A 16116-nucleotide genomic window follows, 5' to 3' on the forward strand; every position below is an offset into this window, starting at 1 on the left:
GACGCGGCTCGGTGGCAGGCATCCACCGGCTGCGATGGGTGCGGGCCCGCATCGCCCTCCGGCAGGCGAGGGCCCCGAGCCACTGATCCGCCCGGGGCCCGGTCCCTGGCAGGGGAGCGCGTCAGCGCCGCTTGTCCACCGCGACGAAGAACGAAACGGCCAGGCCGATGGTGGCCAGGACGGCACCGACGATGAAGGCGACGTGGGCGCCGGAGAACAGCGCGTGGGCCAGGTCGGACCCCGCTTCAAGCCGAGCCGTGGAGAGCAATGACATGACGGTGATGAAGACGGTGGTGCCGATGGCGCCGCCGAGCTGCTGGCCGGTGTTGAAGATGGCCGAGCCGTGGCCGTACAGGCGGGGCTCGAGGCTGGCCATGGCCGAGGACATCAACCCGGTCATCAGCAGCGCCAGCCCGATGGAGAAGATGATGTGGTTGACCATGAACACCCACAGGGCCGTGTCCGAATCCACGCCGACGTAGAGCCACTGGCCAAGTGCGAGCATGGCCGCACCCGGAATCACGACCGGGCGGGGCCCGAAGCGGTCGTAGATGCGCCCGAAGATCGGCGCGACAACGGCCTGGGCCAGGCCGCCGGGCAGCAGCATCATGCCGATGGCCAGCGTGCCGATGCCCGCGCCGGATTCGAGGATGATCGGCAGCATCACGATGGTGCCCAGCAGCGTGCCGAAGGCGATCATGATCAGCAGCACGGACAAGGTGAAGCTGCGGGACCTGAACGGGGTCAGGTTCAGCAATTCCTTGCCGTCGCGGGTGAGGCGGACCTGGCGCTTGATGAACAGGGCCAGGGACAGCAGGCCGAAGGCGAAGCAGGCGATGGCCAGCACCGGGTTCTCGGCGGCATGCTCAAGGGTGGAGATGCCGTAGACCAGCAGTCCGAAGGCGAAGGCGGAAAGCACGACGGAGAAGACATCGACCGGGAGCTTGCGGGCCGTCGAGGGGAGCTTGATGAAAACGATGCCCAGCACCAGGATGACCACGGCCAGCGGGGCCATCAGGATGAAGATGTAGTGCCAGCTGAAGGAGTTGACTATGGCGCCTGAAACGGTGGGTCCCACGGCCGGGCCCACGGAGATCACGATCGAGTTCAGCCCCATGACGGCCCCGCGCTTGTGCACGGGGACCAGCTGCAAGGTGGTGGTCATCAGCAGCGGCAGCACGATGGCGGTGCCGACGGCCTGGATGATGCGGGCCACCAGCAGCACCGCGAAGGTCGGGGCAACGATGGCGATGGCCGTGCCGACGACGAAGCTGGACAATGCGAAGATGAACAGTGCCCGCGTGCTGAAACGCTGCAGCAGGAACCCGGTGGTGGGGATGACCACGGACATGGTCAGCAGGAACCCGGTGGTCAGCCACTGCCCGGCGGCCGCGGAGACGGACAAGTCCGCCATGATGGCCGGCAGGGCGACGCTGAGCACCGTTTCGTTCAGGATCATCAGGAAGGCGGCCAGGGCCAGGGCCCCGATGATGCCGGTGAGCTGCCTGGTGGGCAACGTGGGCGGGGCCTGTCGCGACGTGGTCGGGGGCGGCGGCATCGTGTCTTCTGCGGTCTGGGCCATCGAAAATACCTTCTTCTGTGAAAAGTGAACAAACCAAATCATGTCACGGTGTGACACATTTGATAAGCTAAAGTTGTCAGAGTGTGACACAAGATATACTTTTTCAAGCCCCGGAACGCGCCGGGGCGCCGCCGCGTCAAGGAGTGGGACGAACTGTGGGGATCCGCGAAGAACGCCGCGCACGGATGCGCCGAGAGATCCAGGGAGCCACGCTGGACCTGGTGGAGAAGCAGGGCCTTGACGCCACGACGATCGGCGACATCGCCGCACGCGTAGGAATTTCCGAGCGCACGGTTTTCCGCTACTACGCGTCCAAGGAGCATGCGCTCATGCCCGGCCAGCAGAGCCTGATCGACACCCTGGTGGGCAGCGAAAGCGCCCATTCAACTTCCTCCGGAATCCTGGGGGATCTGCTGGCCGTGTGTCGGGACCTGTTCGCGCAGGAGGTCGAGCAGAGCGATTTCCGGAGGATCTCCCGCCTGATGGTGCAGGAGCCGGCGATGACGAGGGTGGTCGTGCGGCAAGAGCGGATACTGGTTGAGGCGCTGAGTGCCGCGCTCGTCGGGCGGGGGCAGCTGGAATCGATCCAGGCGCTGCTGGTGGCCGAGGTGGTCACGGCCGCCTGGCGGGTCGCCTGGCAAAGCTTTGCGCGGAACGAAGTCGACGGCGTGGATTCCGACCCGGTGGAACTCTTCGAGAAAACCATTTGCGAATTGGGGAAGTTGTTTCACGAAGGCTGAGGTGGGCGGCTCGGACCATTCAGTTATGACGGGTTAACTTAACTCGTCCCGAGTGCGGAAGCCCCGATTGCCCCGCCAATGCGCGGCGAAACGGTCCCGCAAGGTGACGGGATCCTTGCCACAAAAAGTGTTTACGGGCGGAAAGTCGGGTAAGTTGGGGACGTTGAGATCAGTTCGGACCACACGTATCCGATAAGACCGTTCAGGGAGACGCCTCACCTATGGCCAAGATTATTTATACCCACACCGACGAAGCTCCGATGCTGGCAACCCACTCGTTCCTGCCGATTGTCGAAGCCTATGCCTCGACCGCGGGTGTAGAGATCGAGACCCGCGACATCTCGCTGGCCGGCCGCATCATTTCCGTCTTCGGCGACTACCTCACCGCCGAGCAGCAGATTCCCGACGCCCTGGCAGAGCTCGGCGCACTGGCCAAGAGCCCGGATGCGAACATCATCAAGTTGCCGAACATCTCCGCCTCCATCCCGCAGCTCAAGGCGGCCATCGCGGAACTGCAGGCCGCCGGCTACGCCCTGCCGGACTACCCGGACAACCCGTCTTCCGACGAGGAAACCGACATCCGCGCCCGCTACGACAAGATCAAGGGTTCGGCAGTGAACCCGGTCCTGCGCGAAGGCAACTCGGACCGCCGCGCACCGTTGAGCGTGAAGAACTACGCCCGCAAGAACCCGCACTCCATGGGTGCCTGGACCGCGGACTCCAAGACCAACGTCGCCACCATGGCCGAAGACGACTTCCGTGCCAACGAGAAGTCCGTGGTCATCGACAAGGACCAGACCCTGTCCATCCGCTTCGTCGGCGAAGACGGCGAAGTCAAGGTCCTGAAGAAGGCACTGCCGGTCCTCAAGGACGAAATCATCGACGGCACCGTGATGCACGCCGCCTCGCTGAACGCCTTCCTCAAGGAAGCCATTGCCCGCGCCAAGGCCGAGGACGTGCTCTTCTCCGCACACCTGAAGGCCACCATGATGAAGGTCTCGGACCCGATCATCTTCGGCCACGTCGTCAAGGCCTACTTCTCCGAGCTCTTCGAGACCTACGGCGAGCAGCTCGAGGCCGCCGGCCTGAACGCAAACAACGGCCTGGCAGCCATCCTCGGCGGGCTCGACGAGCTCTCCGACGACGTGCGCGCCGGTGTCGAGGCACTGATCGCCAAGGGCTTCGAAGACGGCCCGGCCATCGCCATGGTCGACTCCGACAAGGGCATCACCAACCTGCACGTCCCCTCGGACGTCATCGTGGATGCCTCCATGCCCGCCATGATCCGCTCCTCGGGCCACATGTGGGACGCAGAGGGCAAGGAACGCGACACCCTGGCAGTCCTGCCGGACTCCTCCTACTCGGGCATCTACCAGGTCGTCATCGACGACTGCCGCGCCAACGGCGCCTACGACCCGACCACCATGGGCACCGTCCCGAACGTCGGGTTGATGGCCCAGGCAGCCGAGGAATACGGCTCCCACGACAAGACCTTCGAAATCAAGGCCTCCGGCCACGTCCAGGTCCTGGATGCCACCGGCGGCGTGCTCATCGAGCACCAGGTCTTCCCGGGCGACATCTGGCGCGCCTGCCAGACCAAGGACGTGCCGGTGCGCGACTGGGTCAAGCTGGCCGTCAACCGCGCCCGCGCCTCACAGACCCCCGCCGTGTTCTGGCTGGACGAGACCCGCGCGCACGACGCCGTGCTGATCTCCAAGGTCAACGAGTACCTCAAGGACCACGACATCGAGGGCCTGGTCATCGAGATCCTCTCGCCCGAGGCCGCGACCCAGTACACCATCGAGCGCATCCGCCGCGGCGAGGACACCATCTCGGTCTCCGGCAACGTGCTGCGCGACTACCTCACCGACCTGTTCCCGATCCTCGAACTGGGCACCAGCGCCAAGATGCTTTCCATCGTGCCGCTGATCGCCGGTGGCGGGCTCTTCGAAACCGGTGCCGGTGGCTCCGCCCCGAAGCATGTCTCGCAGCTGGTGAGTGAAAACCACCTGCGCTGGGATTCCCTGGGCGAGTTCCTGGCCCTGGCCGTCTCCTTCGAGCACCTGGCCAACACCTCGGACAACGCTCGCGCGCAGATCCTGGCAGACACCCTGGATGCCGCAACCGGCACCTTCCTGCTGGAGAACAAGTCGCCCAAGCGCAAGGTCGGCGAGCTCGACAACCGCGGCAGCCACTTCTACCTGGCCAAGTACTGGGCCGAGGAACTGGCCGCGCAGACCAAGGACGCCGAGCTGGCGGCGGACTTCACGGCCGTCTCCGAGGCACTGGGCGGCAACGAGGAAGCCATCGTGGCCGAGCTTGCAGCCGTGCAGGGCACCCCGGTCGACCTGGGCGGCTACTACCGCCCGGTCGAGGAAAAGGTCGCAGCCATCATGCGCCCGAGCGCCACGCTGAACACCGCGCTGGAACTGCTCAAGAAGTAGTTCCACGCCTGACTCAACGCCTGACGGCGGGTCGCCTGCTTTTCCCTTTCCGGGGAAGCACGCGGCCCGCCGTCGGCGTTTTGTGCGCACATGCCTGGGAAGTCTCAGGGCGTAGTCGTGCCACGGCAAGGATCATTTGGCTCAACGGGGCGTTTGGCTCCGGAAAGAGCACCACGGCGAACAAGCCGGTAGAATTGCTTCCCGGCGCATGCCGTTTTACCCCGGAGAAGTTCAGAAGACTCATTTGTCAACGGACAAGGTCTTCACAGTCGGGATCACCTGCCGCACCCAATTCCCGACCGAAGTCCTGGAAAGTGCCATCCCGTATACCGAACCTTCGTGGGGAATACACGTAGGGAGACGCCTGTGAAGGCTCAGCTTGGTGCGGCAGCGTCCCTGACGGTCCTTTCGATGATGGCCGCGGCGGCGGCGCAGCCGTCCGTTGCCTCAAATTCGCGGCATATGGCCTGTGCCCGCTCGCGCCAGCCTGGATCGGCCAGGATGGTGTCGACCGCTTTTTCGACGGCGTCCGCGACCGGCGACTCGGTCCGGAGGTTTATCCCGACCCCGGCATGCTCAACCCTCGCATTGACGTCGTTCTTGCCTTCGTTGATGCCAGCGGAAACCACGGGCACCCCATGGGCGAGGCTCAGCAGCACGCCACCGAAACCGCCGTTGGTGATGAATACGTCGGTGGACGGGAAGACCGCTTCAAAGTCGACGAAGTCTTCCACCACTACGTTTGGCCCGGCGTACCGTTTTCGGAGATCGTCCGTGCCAGCCCCGCCGGTGGCCACTACCACCAGCATGTCCCGGTCCTTGAGCGCTTCGATGGCCGGGATGATGAGCTTGTTGGGATCCTTGTTGTCCACGGTCCCCTGGGTAACCACCACCGTCCGGGCGTAGCGGCCCAGCTGCTTGATCCCAGCCTCCGCCGTGGCACGCCGGTAGGGAAGCAGGGCACCTACGTAATCGACTTTGGGATTGACTTTGCTGCGCGGATAGTCGAGCGATGCGGTACCTGTTTGGATCACGGCGTCGGACCACAGGTATGGCTCATCGGTTAAAGGCCTACTAGTGTCGGCGTGGAGACCGAAGAGTTCGAGCTGCTTAGCGTAACTGTCTCGTGCGGGCTTGGCCACCACTTGTTGGATCACTATTCGGGCGCCAGCCTGCAGCACCTTTTGCGGCAGGGTGCGCGCCGGCAGGAAACCAAAGAACAATGGCGGCACCCATGGGTCGCTTTCCATGTTGCATATGGGCACGAAGCTGACCACCGGTTTGCCGATCAAGACCGAAACGAGGCGCTGGATGAACATGGACGAGTCCATGACGAGTGCATCGAATGCAGAATCGGAATGGAGCTCGCGAATGTCCTCAAAAAAGTTGGTCACGTTGCTGGCGAAGATCCGTTCACCATCAAAGCGGATCGCCATGGGCCCCTTGAGCTTTGCGCGCTGCGGATACAGCTCGTTGAGATTGTCCGCGGTGTGTTCGATCGCCCGGACGAAGGGAAAATGACGAATGCCGAACCCAGCCAGTTTCCCTGCGAAAACGCTCCCCGTGTAAAAGGCAACGTCATGCCCGGAGTCCTTCAAACGCATGGCGATTCCGGTCATGGGATTGAAATGCCCGGCAATCGCTTGGCTCGCCAACAGGATCTTCACGTTCGCACCCCTACCCATCACACCTGCCACCGACCCCCAATAGGGAAGGCTGCAATGGTGTTGGCCTGATAATACGCCGGGGGTTACAGCGTCACAAGGCGTCGTGTTGAACCTGGCAGTTCGTCATGGCTCTCCGCGGAAAGCGCGGTATTGAAGCGACAAGGAAAGCGCGACCAACCCAGCCAGCCGGGCATGGGGGTTGTGCTTGGTTGTGCCGGCAGAATGGCCGTTGCAAGTCATGGGATCAGGGTACTTGTGGGATGCGACAAATACGCTTGGGATCAGGGCGTTTGTCCTACCCAACAGCCGTCGGATTGCACTGCTCGAGCCAGTCCTCGTCAAGCTCGACCACGCCGATGGTGTGGTCCGGACCCAGATCCATATGCTTGGATCGCTGGTGGGACGTTCACAGCACCGTTGCGCCACGGCAGGTAGGCATTCGAATCTGCCTGCACCCTGTCAGTGGTGAAAGCCCACCCGGAATCAAGGCACGGAGGGCCTCCAAAAACCATATGGAGAGTGCGTGTCCTGCATGAAAGCCGGTCACAGCCCGCGTCCGACTTCCCAGATGCCCTCGGAGGTCCCGGTGAGCAGGGCATTGACGGAGGCCGCCTGCGCGTCGGTGAAAGAGGCAATGTAGTCGACAATGGCACGGGCCCGGCCAAGCCGCTCGATCTCCCCGCGCGAGGCCTCGGCAAAAAGCCTGGGGGACTCGGCATGCAGCCGCCGGTACTCGCCGGTTGCGGCCTCAACGGAGTCCAGCAGCCGGCGCGGGGCCCGGGCGGCATCCTGCGGGTCATCCAGCCAGGCGGCGAGCCCCTCGGCCAGTGACCTGATGATGCGGGTCTGCCCGCGCTGGTACAGGGCCAGGTCGGAACGCTCGAGCACGAAGCGCTCGTGCACGAACTTGAGCACCACCACGTCGTGCCAGGCCTCGTCGGCCAGCCGCACGTGCCCGCTGCGGACCACCGGGTCCTTCTCCACCGCGATGGAGGCCTGGAGCCGGTTGATCCAGCGCCGGGTGAAGGCGGTGACGGCACGGTCGGCATCAAGGCCGCCGTCGTAGGGCAGCGCCAGCAACCCTTCGACCAGGTCGTGGTCCACCCGCTGAACCGAGGCGCGGAAGGCCTCGGCGTTGGCGATCCACGGGTCCTTGGCCGCGACCTTGCGCCAGGTGCGCTCCAGCCCGTGGCCGGGGATGCGCAGGTCAAGGTCGCGCGCATCCAGCGCGGACAGCGCGGGCCCGGAATCGAGCCAGCGCCGCAGTTCGGAGGACACCAGGGAATACTGCAGCACCCCGGCACGGTAGAAGTCGTCCAGGTCGTGCACCGCATAGGCGATGTCGTCGGCGATGTCCATGACCGAGCATTCCAGGGTCTGCTGGTGGTCGGCGATCTGCCCGAAGACCGAGAGCACGTCGCGCATCTCGGCCGCCTCGATGTCGTAGGCCGAGTACTTCACCGCCGGGCGGCCGCCGCCGGGGCCCACGCCGCGCGGCAGCAGTTCCGGGGGACGGGACGGCAGGGAACGCCACTCGTTGCGGGTCCACGGGTACTTCAGCACCGCGGCCCGCACGGCCCGGGTCAGGTTCAGCCCGCGTGCGGAAGCGTCGCAGCTGTCCAGCGCGGTGAGGATGCGGAAGGACTGGGCGTTGCCCTCGAAGCCATCGGGGAGCCCGAGGATCTGGCGGGCGGCCCGGTCCAGTTCCTGTTCGCCCAGGTGCCCGAAGGGCGGGTGGCCCAGGTCGTGGGCCGCCGCGGCGGCCTGCACCACGACCGGGTCGCAACCACCGAGTTCCTCCACAAGCCTTTGCGTGGGTTCGTCGGCGTTGCGCAGGCCTATGGCGATGGAGCGGGCCACGGCGGAGACCTTCAACGAGTGGGTGAGCCGGTTGTGCACCACGGTGCCGGCGCCGGCCTGCGGGATGACCTGGGTGACTGCCGAGAGCCGGGAGAAATAGGGGGAGAATCGGATGCGTTCGATGTCGACGCGGAATTCGTCTTCGCCGGGCCGCGATTCCTCGCCGATGTCCCGGTCCCGTCCGCCGCTGAGGTGTGTCGTGTTCCTGTAATCCATGGTGGGCTCCAGCCTAGTTCGCGCCGGGCCGGGCGGCACGCAGCACCACGGCAAACACGTCGGAAGACACGGTGCCCAGGACCAATGGCGTCTGCCGCCCCCGGCCGTTGTCTTCAGGGTTTCCGGACCGGGGAAGGACGCGTGCCTCAGCCCAGCGGGGGAGCCGGGTGGTACCTGCCGCTTCCCCAGCCAATTTCCCAGCCCTGGTCTGGGTCCATGTAGTCGGCGTAGGCCACGGGCAGGTCGTCCATGCAATGGACACGGTCCATCAAGGAGTCGTACCAGCGCACGTACCGGGTATCGGAACCCGTTGCCCTGGGTGCGGGAAGATGTGCCAGGATCAGCAAAGCAACCTTTTCCACGGCGGTATCGTCATCGACCTCTGTTTCGGCGAACTCGTACCACCCGGCACTTGAGTACCTCAAGCAGTCTGCCTCATCTTCGGGTTCCGGATCGAACCACTCACCGGAATCGGCCTGTGGGTTTTCAAAGGCATTGAAGACCGTGATACGCCAAGCTGTGCCCGAAGCGTTCATCCCGGGGTGGATGCGCAGTGAACCGAATCCCTGCCGGTGCAGGTGGTGCACTGCCTGAAGGATCAGCAACGGAACCTTGAAATCCATGGGTGTGCCCCCAAACGTGTCGTCCATCGGATGTGGCTTCAATCTTTTCAGGCTAGTCCCACGCTTTGGGGCGCCAGGCACCCGATCCCGCACCCGGCGTCATCATGGGGAAAACAATAGTGGGTGCCCATCCCTTGTGGATGGGCACCCGCTATTGGATCGAATGAACCACGCGGACGCGGTTGTCTTTAGACCCGCGCGGGCAGCGGAACCGAGATCTCCGGTACGTAACGCACCGCACCCTTGTCCGCGGACTGGGCGAAGGCCGCGTAGGCACGCAGCGCCGGGGAAACCACGCGGTCGCGGTCGCGCGGCTGGTAGCCAATGCTGGCTTCCAAGACCTCGCGGCGGCGGGCCAGCTCGTCCTCGCTGACCTCCAGGGTGATGGAACGCGACGGGATGTCGATGGAAATGGTGTCCCCGTTCTCCACCAGTGCGATGGCGCCGCCGGCGGCGGCCTCGGGGGAGATATGCCCGATCGACAGCCCGGAGGTGCCGCCGGAGAAGCGCCCGTCGGTGATCAGCGCGCACTTCGCGCCCAGGCCCAGGCCCTTGAGGAAGGAGGTGGGGTAGAGCATTTCCTGCATGCCCGGCCCGCCGCGCGGACCCTCGTAGCGGATCACCACGACATCTCCTGGAACGATCTCCTTGCTCAGGATCGCGGTGACCGCGTCGTCCTGGGATTCGAAGACCACCGCGGGCCCGGAGAACGTGAAGATCGATTCGTCAACCCCGGCGGTCTTGACCACACAGCCGTCCAAGGAGATGTTTCCGCGCAGCACAGCCAGGCCGCCCTCCACGGAGTGGGCGTGTTCCATCGAGTGGATGCAGCCGTTCTTCGCATCCACGTCCAGGGTGTCCCAGCGCTCGGACTGGGAGAACGCCTCGGCGGAGCGCACGCAGCCGGGGGCCGCATGGAAGAGTTCGATGGCCGTCTCGGTGGCCTTGCCGCCGCGGATGTCCCAGTCATCGAGCCACGAGCGCAAATCGGTGCTGTGGATGGAACGCACGTCGTGGCGCAGCCTGCCGCCGCGGTCCAGCTCGCCCAGGATCGCCGGGATGCCGCCGGCGCGGTGGACGTCCTCGACCAGGTAGTCGCCGTTGGGGGCGACCTTGGTCAGGCAGGGGGTGCGGCGGGAGATCTCGTCGATGTCGTCCAACGTGAAGTCCAGCTCGGCCTCCTGGGCCGTGGCCAAAAGGTGCAGGATGGTGTTGGAGGAGCCACCCATGGCAATGTCCATGGTCATGGCGTTCTCGAACGCGGCGCGGTTGGCGATGGCGCGCGGCAGCACGGAGGCGTCGTCGTCGAAGTAGTGGGACTTGGTGATGTCCACGATGGCGCGGCCGGCGTCCTCGTACAGCTCCTTGCGGGCGGTGTGCGTGGCCAGCGTGGTGCCGTTGCCCGGCAGCGACAGGCCCAGGGCCTCGGTGAGGCAGTTCATCGAGTTGGCGGTGAACATGCCCGAGCACGAACCGCAGGTGGGGCAGGCGTTTTCCTCGATGTTCAGCAGTTCCTCGTCGGAGACCGCATCGTTCACGGCGTCGGCGATGGCGGAGATCAGGTTCAGCCGCTTGCGCACGGTGCCGTCCACCAGCACCGCGGTGCCGCCCTCCATCGGGCCGCCGGAAACAAACACGGTGGGGATGTTCAGGCGCATGGCGGCCATCATCATGCCCGGGGTGATCTTGTCGCAGTTGGAGATGCAGATCAGGGCGTCGGCGCAGTGCGCGTTGACCATGTACTCGACGGAGTCGGCGATCAGGTCGCGGCTGGGCAGCGAGTACAGCATGCCGCTGTGGCCCATGGCGATCCCGTCGTCCACGGCGATGGTGTTGAACTCGCGCGGGATTCCGCCGGCCTCGATGATCGCGTCGGAGACGATGCGGCCCACCGGCTGGAGGTGGGTGTGGCCGGGGACGAATTCGGTGAAGCTGTTGGCGACGGCAATGATCGGCTTACCGAAGTCGGAGCCCTTGACGCCGGCGGCGCGGAGCAGCGCGCGTGCTCCGACCATGTTGCGGCCATGGGTGACTGTTCGTGAACGTAATTCAGGCATGATCCAAGTCAACCAGCACCGTCCACGCGGCGGAAGACGCTCCTAATACTAGTAGTGGCAGTGATAGATTTAGACGAATGAACGAAGAACGCAGGCGGGAGCTGGGGCAGTTCCTGCGCGACAGGCGCGGCAACCTTGTCCGCGCGGAACTGGGGCTGCCGCCGATCGGGCGCAACCGCACGCTGGGCCTGCGCCGGGAGGAGATCGCCGCCTTCGCCGCGGTCAGCGTCACCTGGTACACCTGGCTCGAACAGGGGCGGGACATCAACGCCTCCCGCCAGGTGCTCGAATCCATCGCCCGCGTGCTCACCCTGACCTCGGCCGAAACGGCGTACCTGCTGGCCCTGGGCGGATACACGCCCGTCCCCGCCACCGAGGTCATGGCGATCGAGCAGGCACCGGACCACCTGCAGCGGCTGCTCGACGCCTTTGACTTCCCGGCGTTCGCCGTCGCCCCGGACTGGGGCATCGCCGGCTGGAACCGCGCCTACGCGGGCCTCTACACGCGCATCGGCGCGGTGGGCCCGGAGGACCGGAACCTGCTCTGGCTGATTTTCACCGATCCGCACCTGCGCCAGATGCTGCCCGACTGGGAAGAAACCTCGCGGCACTTTGTCGCCGAGTTCCGTGCCGAGGCCGGTGCCCGCCTGGGATCGGCCGCCCACACAACACTGCTGAAGCGACTGGGAGAAGCCAGCGAACAATTCGCCAAGCTCTGGGCCGACCGCGGCGTGGAGCGCTTTGCCTCCCGGCAGCGCGTGTTCCTGCACCCGGCGGCCGGCGAGCTGGTCTTTGAGCAGCACCGGCTGGTGCCCTCCGACGCCCCGGAGCTGCACCTGGTGATATACGTGCCGGTGCCCGGAACCCCGACAGGGGAAAAGATGCGCAAGCTCCTGGTGGACGAAACCGCCTGACGCCGCCCGGGCCGAACCAAGGCGCGGACCGGGTTGCCGGCCACGGCGCCCGAGTCGTTCCGCACGCACCCCCTCCTGCCCATCCAGGGGTCCCGCCGCGCCCGGGAAAGGAACCCCGCCCGCGGCTGCCTCATAGCCCGAATGCGGTAACCCGGCCGCCGCTTGCCATCGCCTGCGGCCCCCGGCACTGCTCCCGCTGGCAGTGCCGCGGGACGTCACGGAAGCTTCACGGAAACTACCCGGTCGTCATGCCCGATGCAAAAATCCTTGCAATTCAAGGGAAGTAGTCGAATTTCCTCCCGTAACAATGTGACCCCCACGGCGGGCGTAAATGACGCTGCGGGGTCATGTGAAGTGCTTTAACCGTTCGTGACAGCCTGGCCGGCAGGGCCCTTGCATCCGTGGTTTCGGCAGGCCCAAGATGGATACATCAACCATCAAGAGCGGCTGAGAGATCTGGCTCGTTGACGCCGCAGCAACCATCGCCCGATGGAATTCCCCTTCCGGGGAATCCGATCGCGAGGGTGCTAAGGCCAGAAGCGATGGAGCCGCTTTCAGCGTTCACTCACATCGCCGCAGGAAACCCGTGACGGGTGCCTGGGGCTTTTGTGGCGAGCCTTGATGCCTCCCTCGTGTCGACGAGGAGTAATTTCAATGAGCATTGCACCGACAACAGCACCGCCGTCACTGTCCTACGAGCTGTACCCGCCAGTGAACCGCGATGCCTCCGAGGGTGTTTTCAACACCATCTCCGCACTGGAGTCCACGGATCCCGACTACGTGTCGGTGACCTACTCGGGGTCCCCTGCCCGCCGCAACGCGTCCCTGGAACTGATCGAGCACCTCATCCAAAACACCCGGCTGCGTCCGCTGGCGCACCTGACCTGTGTGGGGGAGAGCCGCGAATCGCTGCAGAACCTGATTCGCCACTTCATCTCCCTCGGGGTCCGCGGGGTGCTGGCACTGCGCGGGGACCTGTCCACCGATCCGCAGGACTGGCGCGGGGAGTTCCCCTTCGCCCGATACCTGATCGAACTGATCCGGGAGGTGGAAGCCGAGCACTCGGCAGCACTGGCCGGCGGGCGGCTGGGCGTGGGCGTTGCCGCCTACCCCATCCGGCACCCCGAATCCCCGTCCTTCGAGCATGACGTGGAGGTGCTGCTGGCCAAGGAACGCTCCGGGGCCAACTACGCCATCACCCAGGTGTACTTCCAGCCCGCGGAATACACACACCTCGTGGAGTCCGCCCGCCGGGCCGGGGTCACCATCCCAGTGATCCCCGGGGTCATCCCGCTGAACTCGCTGCGGCGCCTGAACCGGCTGGCGTCGATGACGGGGATTGCCCCGGATCCGATCCTGGCCCACGCCCTGGAAACCGCAAGCTCGGAGGCCGAACGCCACCGCATCGGCGTGGACGCCGCCGTCAACCTGGCCCGCAGGGCCTTCGACGACGGGGCACCGGGCGTGCACCTCTACACCTTCAACGACCACCGCGGCTCCCTCGACGTGATCGAGCAGCTCGAACTGCCACGGACCCGCGCCACCCTCACCAACGCCTGGGCCACCCGCGCAGCGGTCTGACCGGCACCGTCTTTCCAGCTTTCAGCAACGTCAACAACACCAAGGAGAAACACCATGTCGAAGCCAATCTTCCCCGCCGCCTCCATCCTCGGCTACCCGCGCATCGGGCCTAACCGCGAACTGAAAAAGGCCCTCGAGGCCCACTGGGCCCAAAAGACCGACGAGGCCATGCTGCACGCCGCCGCCCTGCAGCTGCAGAAGGCGAACCTTTCCAGGCTTGCCGCACTGGGCCTGAAGCCCGACGATGCCTCGCTGCCCGGCGACTTCGCCTACTACGACCAGGTCCTGGACGCCACCCTCGCCCTCTCGGCCCTGCCCACCCGCTTTGCCGACCTGGCCGACGCCAACGGCGCCATCGACACCGCCGCCTCCTTCGTCCTGGCCCGCGGCGACGAATCCCGCGCCCCGCAGGAAATGACCAAGTGGTTCGACACCAACTACCACTACCTGGTCCCGGAAATCGGCGAGACCACCCCGATCAGGGCCAACGCCACCGCACTGGTCGAATCCTTCACGGCGCACGCCGCCAACGGCACCACCATCCGCCCCACACTGGTCGGCCCCATCAGCTACCTGCTGCTGGCCAAGGCCGAGGACGGCGCAGCTCCGGGCTTCGACCCGCTGGCCCGTATCGATGAGGTCGTGGCAGCCTACGCGAAGATCCTCGCCGAGCTGTCCGCCGCCGGCGCACCGTGGGTGCAGCTGGACGAGCCGGGCCTGGTCACCGACCGCGGCGCCGAACTGGCGGTCCCCGGCGCGCTCGCCGAGACCGTCTACACCAAGCTGGCGGCCGCCACTGCGCGCCCGGCGCTGCTGGTCACCTTCGGCTACGGCACCGCCGGGGATCCCGCCCGCCCGGGTGCCACCCAGGGCCTGCTGGCCCGCGCCGGTGTCGAGGCCGTGCACGCCGATGTGGTCCGCGGCGCCCTGCCCACCGCCGAATTCCTCGGCGACCTGGCCGGTTCCACGCTCGTGGCCGGCATCGTGGATTCGCGCAACATCTGGCGCAACAACCTCTCCGCCTCGCTGGAGATCCTCAAGTCGCTGCGCACCGAGGTCGAGAAGGCCGACGGCACCCTGGCCGTGGGCACAGCCACCTCGCTGCAGCACGTCCCGCACGATGTCGCCCTGGAAGCAAACCTTCCGGCCCACCTTCCCGAATGGCTCGCCTTCGCCAACCAGAAGGTCGCCGAGGTCATCACCCTGGCCAAGGGCCTTTCCGAGGGCGAATCGGCGATCGCCGCGCAGCTCTCGGCCGCCGAGTCCGCCATCGCCCACCGTGCCGGATTCGCCGGGACCACCGTCGCCGCGGTGCGCGGGCGCCTGGCCAACCTGACCACCGCCGACTTCTCACGCTCCGATGCGCAGACCCGCAAGGCCGCCCAGGAGGATGCCCTGGAGCTGCCGCCGCTGCCGACCACCACCATCGGTTCCTTCCCGCAGACCACCCAAATCCGCACCGCCCGCGCCGCCCACAAGGCCGGCACCCTGGATGACGCCGGATACGAGGGCTTCCTCAAGGAGGAAATCAACCGGGTGGTCGAGCTGCAGGAACGCCTGGGCCTGGATGTGCTGGTGCACGGCGAGGCCGAGCGCAACGACATGGTCCAGTACTTCGCCGAGAACTTCGACGGCTTCTCCGAGACCGAGAACGGCTGGGTGCAGTCCTACGGATCCCGGGCCACCCGCCCCTCGATCCTCTGGGGGGATGTCTCCCGCCCGGCGGCCTTCACCGTCCCGTGGATCTCCTACGCCGCCTCGCTGACCACCAAGCCGCTCAAGGGAATGCTCACCGGACCGGTCACCATCCTGGCCTGGAGCTTCATCCGCGACGATGCGCCGCTGTCGGTCTCCGCGAACCAGGTGGCCCTGGCGCTGAGGGACGAGATCGCGGACCTGCAGGCCGCCGGGATTTCCATCATCCAGGTGGACGAGCCGGCGCTGCGCGAGCTGCTGCCGTTGCGCGCCGCGGACCAGCCCAAGTACCTGGGCTGGAGCGTGGATGCCTTCCGCCTGGCCACCGCCGGCGCGGTGGATGCCACCCAGATCCACACCCACCTGTGCTACTCGGAATTCGGCGAAATCATCGAGGCCATCGACGCACTGGATGCCGATGTCACCTCGATCGAGGCCGCCCGTTCCCGCATGGAGGTCACCGCGGATCTGACCAGCTACGGCTACTCCCGCGGCATCGGCCCGGGCGTGTACGACATCCACTCCCCGCGCGTTCCCTCCACCGAGGAAGTCGCCGAGCTCATCGACATCGCCCTGGGTTCGCTGGATCCCAAGGCCCTGTGGATCAACCCTGACTGCGGGCTGAAGACCCGCGGCTACGCCGAGACCGAGGCCTCGCTGGCCAACCTGGTGGAGGCGGCCGTCGCCGCCCGCGCCACCCTGGGCGCCACGGTCTAGCCTGCACGCAGTTGTGCGGG

The 16116-nt window shown here is 66.0% G+C and carries 10 protein-coding genes and 1 riboswitch; of the genes, 5 read left to right on the top strand and 5 right to left on the bottom strand.

Annotated elements, in window-relative coordinates; all coding sequences use genetic code 11:
• Positions 1-121 precede the first annotated feature (121 nt).
• Positions 122-1582, bottom strand: coding sequence for an MDR family MFS transporter (locus tag FPY90_RS18110; RefSeq protein ID WP_498682567.1), 1461 nt, complete (start codon positions 1580-1582; stop codon positions 122-124).
• Positions 1583-1737: 155 nt separating this feature from the next.
• Here FPY90_RS18110 and FPY90_RS18115 point away from each other — a divergent pair, with 155 nt between their 5' ends.
• Entirely contained in the window at positions 1738-2322 is a 585-nt protein-coding gene (locus tag FPY90_RS18115; protein ID WP_498682569.1) for a TetR/AcrR family transcriptional regulator, read from the top strand.
• 221 nt (positions 2323-2543) lie between these two features.
• A complete protein-coding gene (locus FPY90_RS18120) occupies positions 2544-4766 on the top strand; it encodes an NADP-dependent isocitrate dehydrogenase (protein WP_498682571.1) in 2223 nt (740 codons plus the stop codon).
• A 374-nt stretch (positions 4767-5140) separates the two neighbouring features.
• Here the strand turns inward: FPY90_RS18120 and FPY90_RS18125 are convergent, their stop codons facing one another.
• The 4 genes from FPY90_RS18125 to ilvD all read right to left on the bottom strand — a co-directional run bounded on the left by FPY90_RS18125 (position 5141) and on the right by ilvD (position 11189).
• Positions 5141-6433 carry a glycosyltransferase gene (locus FPY90_RS18125; RefSeq protein WP_498682573.1) on the bottom strand — a complete coding sequence of 431 codons (1293 nt, stop codon included), beginning with the start codon at positions 6431-6433 and terminating at the stop codon, positions 5141-5143.
• 543 nt (positions 6434-6976) lie between these two features.
• Entirely contained in the window at positions 6977-8509 is a 1533-nt protein-coding gene (locus FPY90_RS18130) for a deoxyguanosinetriphosphate triphosphohydrolase family protein (RefSeq protein WP_498682575.1), read from the bottom strand.
• 146 nt (positions 8510-8655) lie between these two features.
• Entirely contained in the window at positions 8656-9159 is a 504-nt protein-coding gene (locus FPY90_RS18135; protein ID WP_498682576.1) for a hypothetical protein, read from the bottom strand.
• A 161-nt stretch (positions 9160-9320) separates the two neighbouring features.
• Complete coding sequence (gene ilvD, locus FPY90_RS18140) at positions 9321-11189, bottom strand: dihydroxy-acid dehydratase (RefSeq protein WP_498682577.1); 1869 nt, start codon at positions 11187-11189, stop codon at positions 9321-9323.
• A 77-nt stretch (positions 11190-11266) separates the two neighbouring features.
• Here ilvD and FPY90_RS18145 point away from each other — a divergent pair, with 77 nt between their 5' ends.
• The 3 genes from FPY90_RS18145 to metE all read left to right on the top strand — a co-directional run bounded on the left by FPY90_RS18145 (position 11267) and on the right by metE (position 16096).
• Positions 11267-12103, top strand: a complete 837-nt coding sequence (locus tag FPY90_RS18145; RefSeq protein WP_498682578.1) for a helix-turn-helix transcriptional regulator — start codon at positions 11267-11269, stop codon at positions 12101-12103.
• Between the two features lie 431 nt (positions 12104-12534).
• Positions 12535-12652, top strand: a riboswitch (SAM riboswitch).
• A 105-nt stretch (positions 12653-12757) separates the two neighbouring features.
• Entirely contained in the window at positions 12758-13684 is a 927-nt protein-coding gene (locus tag FPY90_RS18150) for a methylenetetrahydrofolate reductase (RefSeq protein ID WP_498682579.1), read from the top strand.
• 54 nt (positions 13685-13738) lie between these two features.
• Positions 13739-16096 (top strand): 5-methyltetrahydropteroyltriglutamate--homocysteine S-methyltransferase, encoded by a 2358-nt coding sequence (gene metE / locus FPY90_RS18155; RefSeq protein WP_498682580.1) that lies wholly within the window; start codon positions 13739-13741, stop codon positions 16094-16096.
• The last annotated feature ends 20 nt before the right edge of the window (positions 16097-16116 follow it).

Source organism: Arthrobacter sp. C2, assembly GCA_024207135.1.
Taxonomy (GTDB): Bacteria; Actinomycetota; Actinomycetes; order Actinomycetales; family Micrococcaceae; genus Paeniglutamicibacter.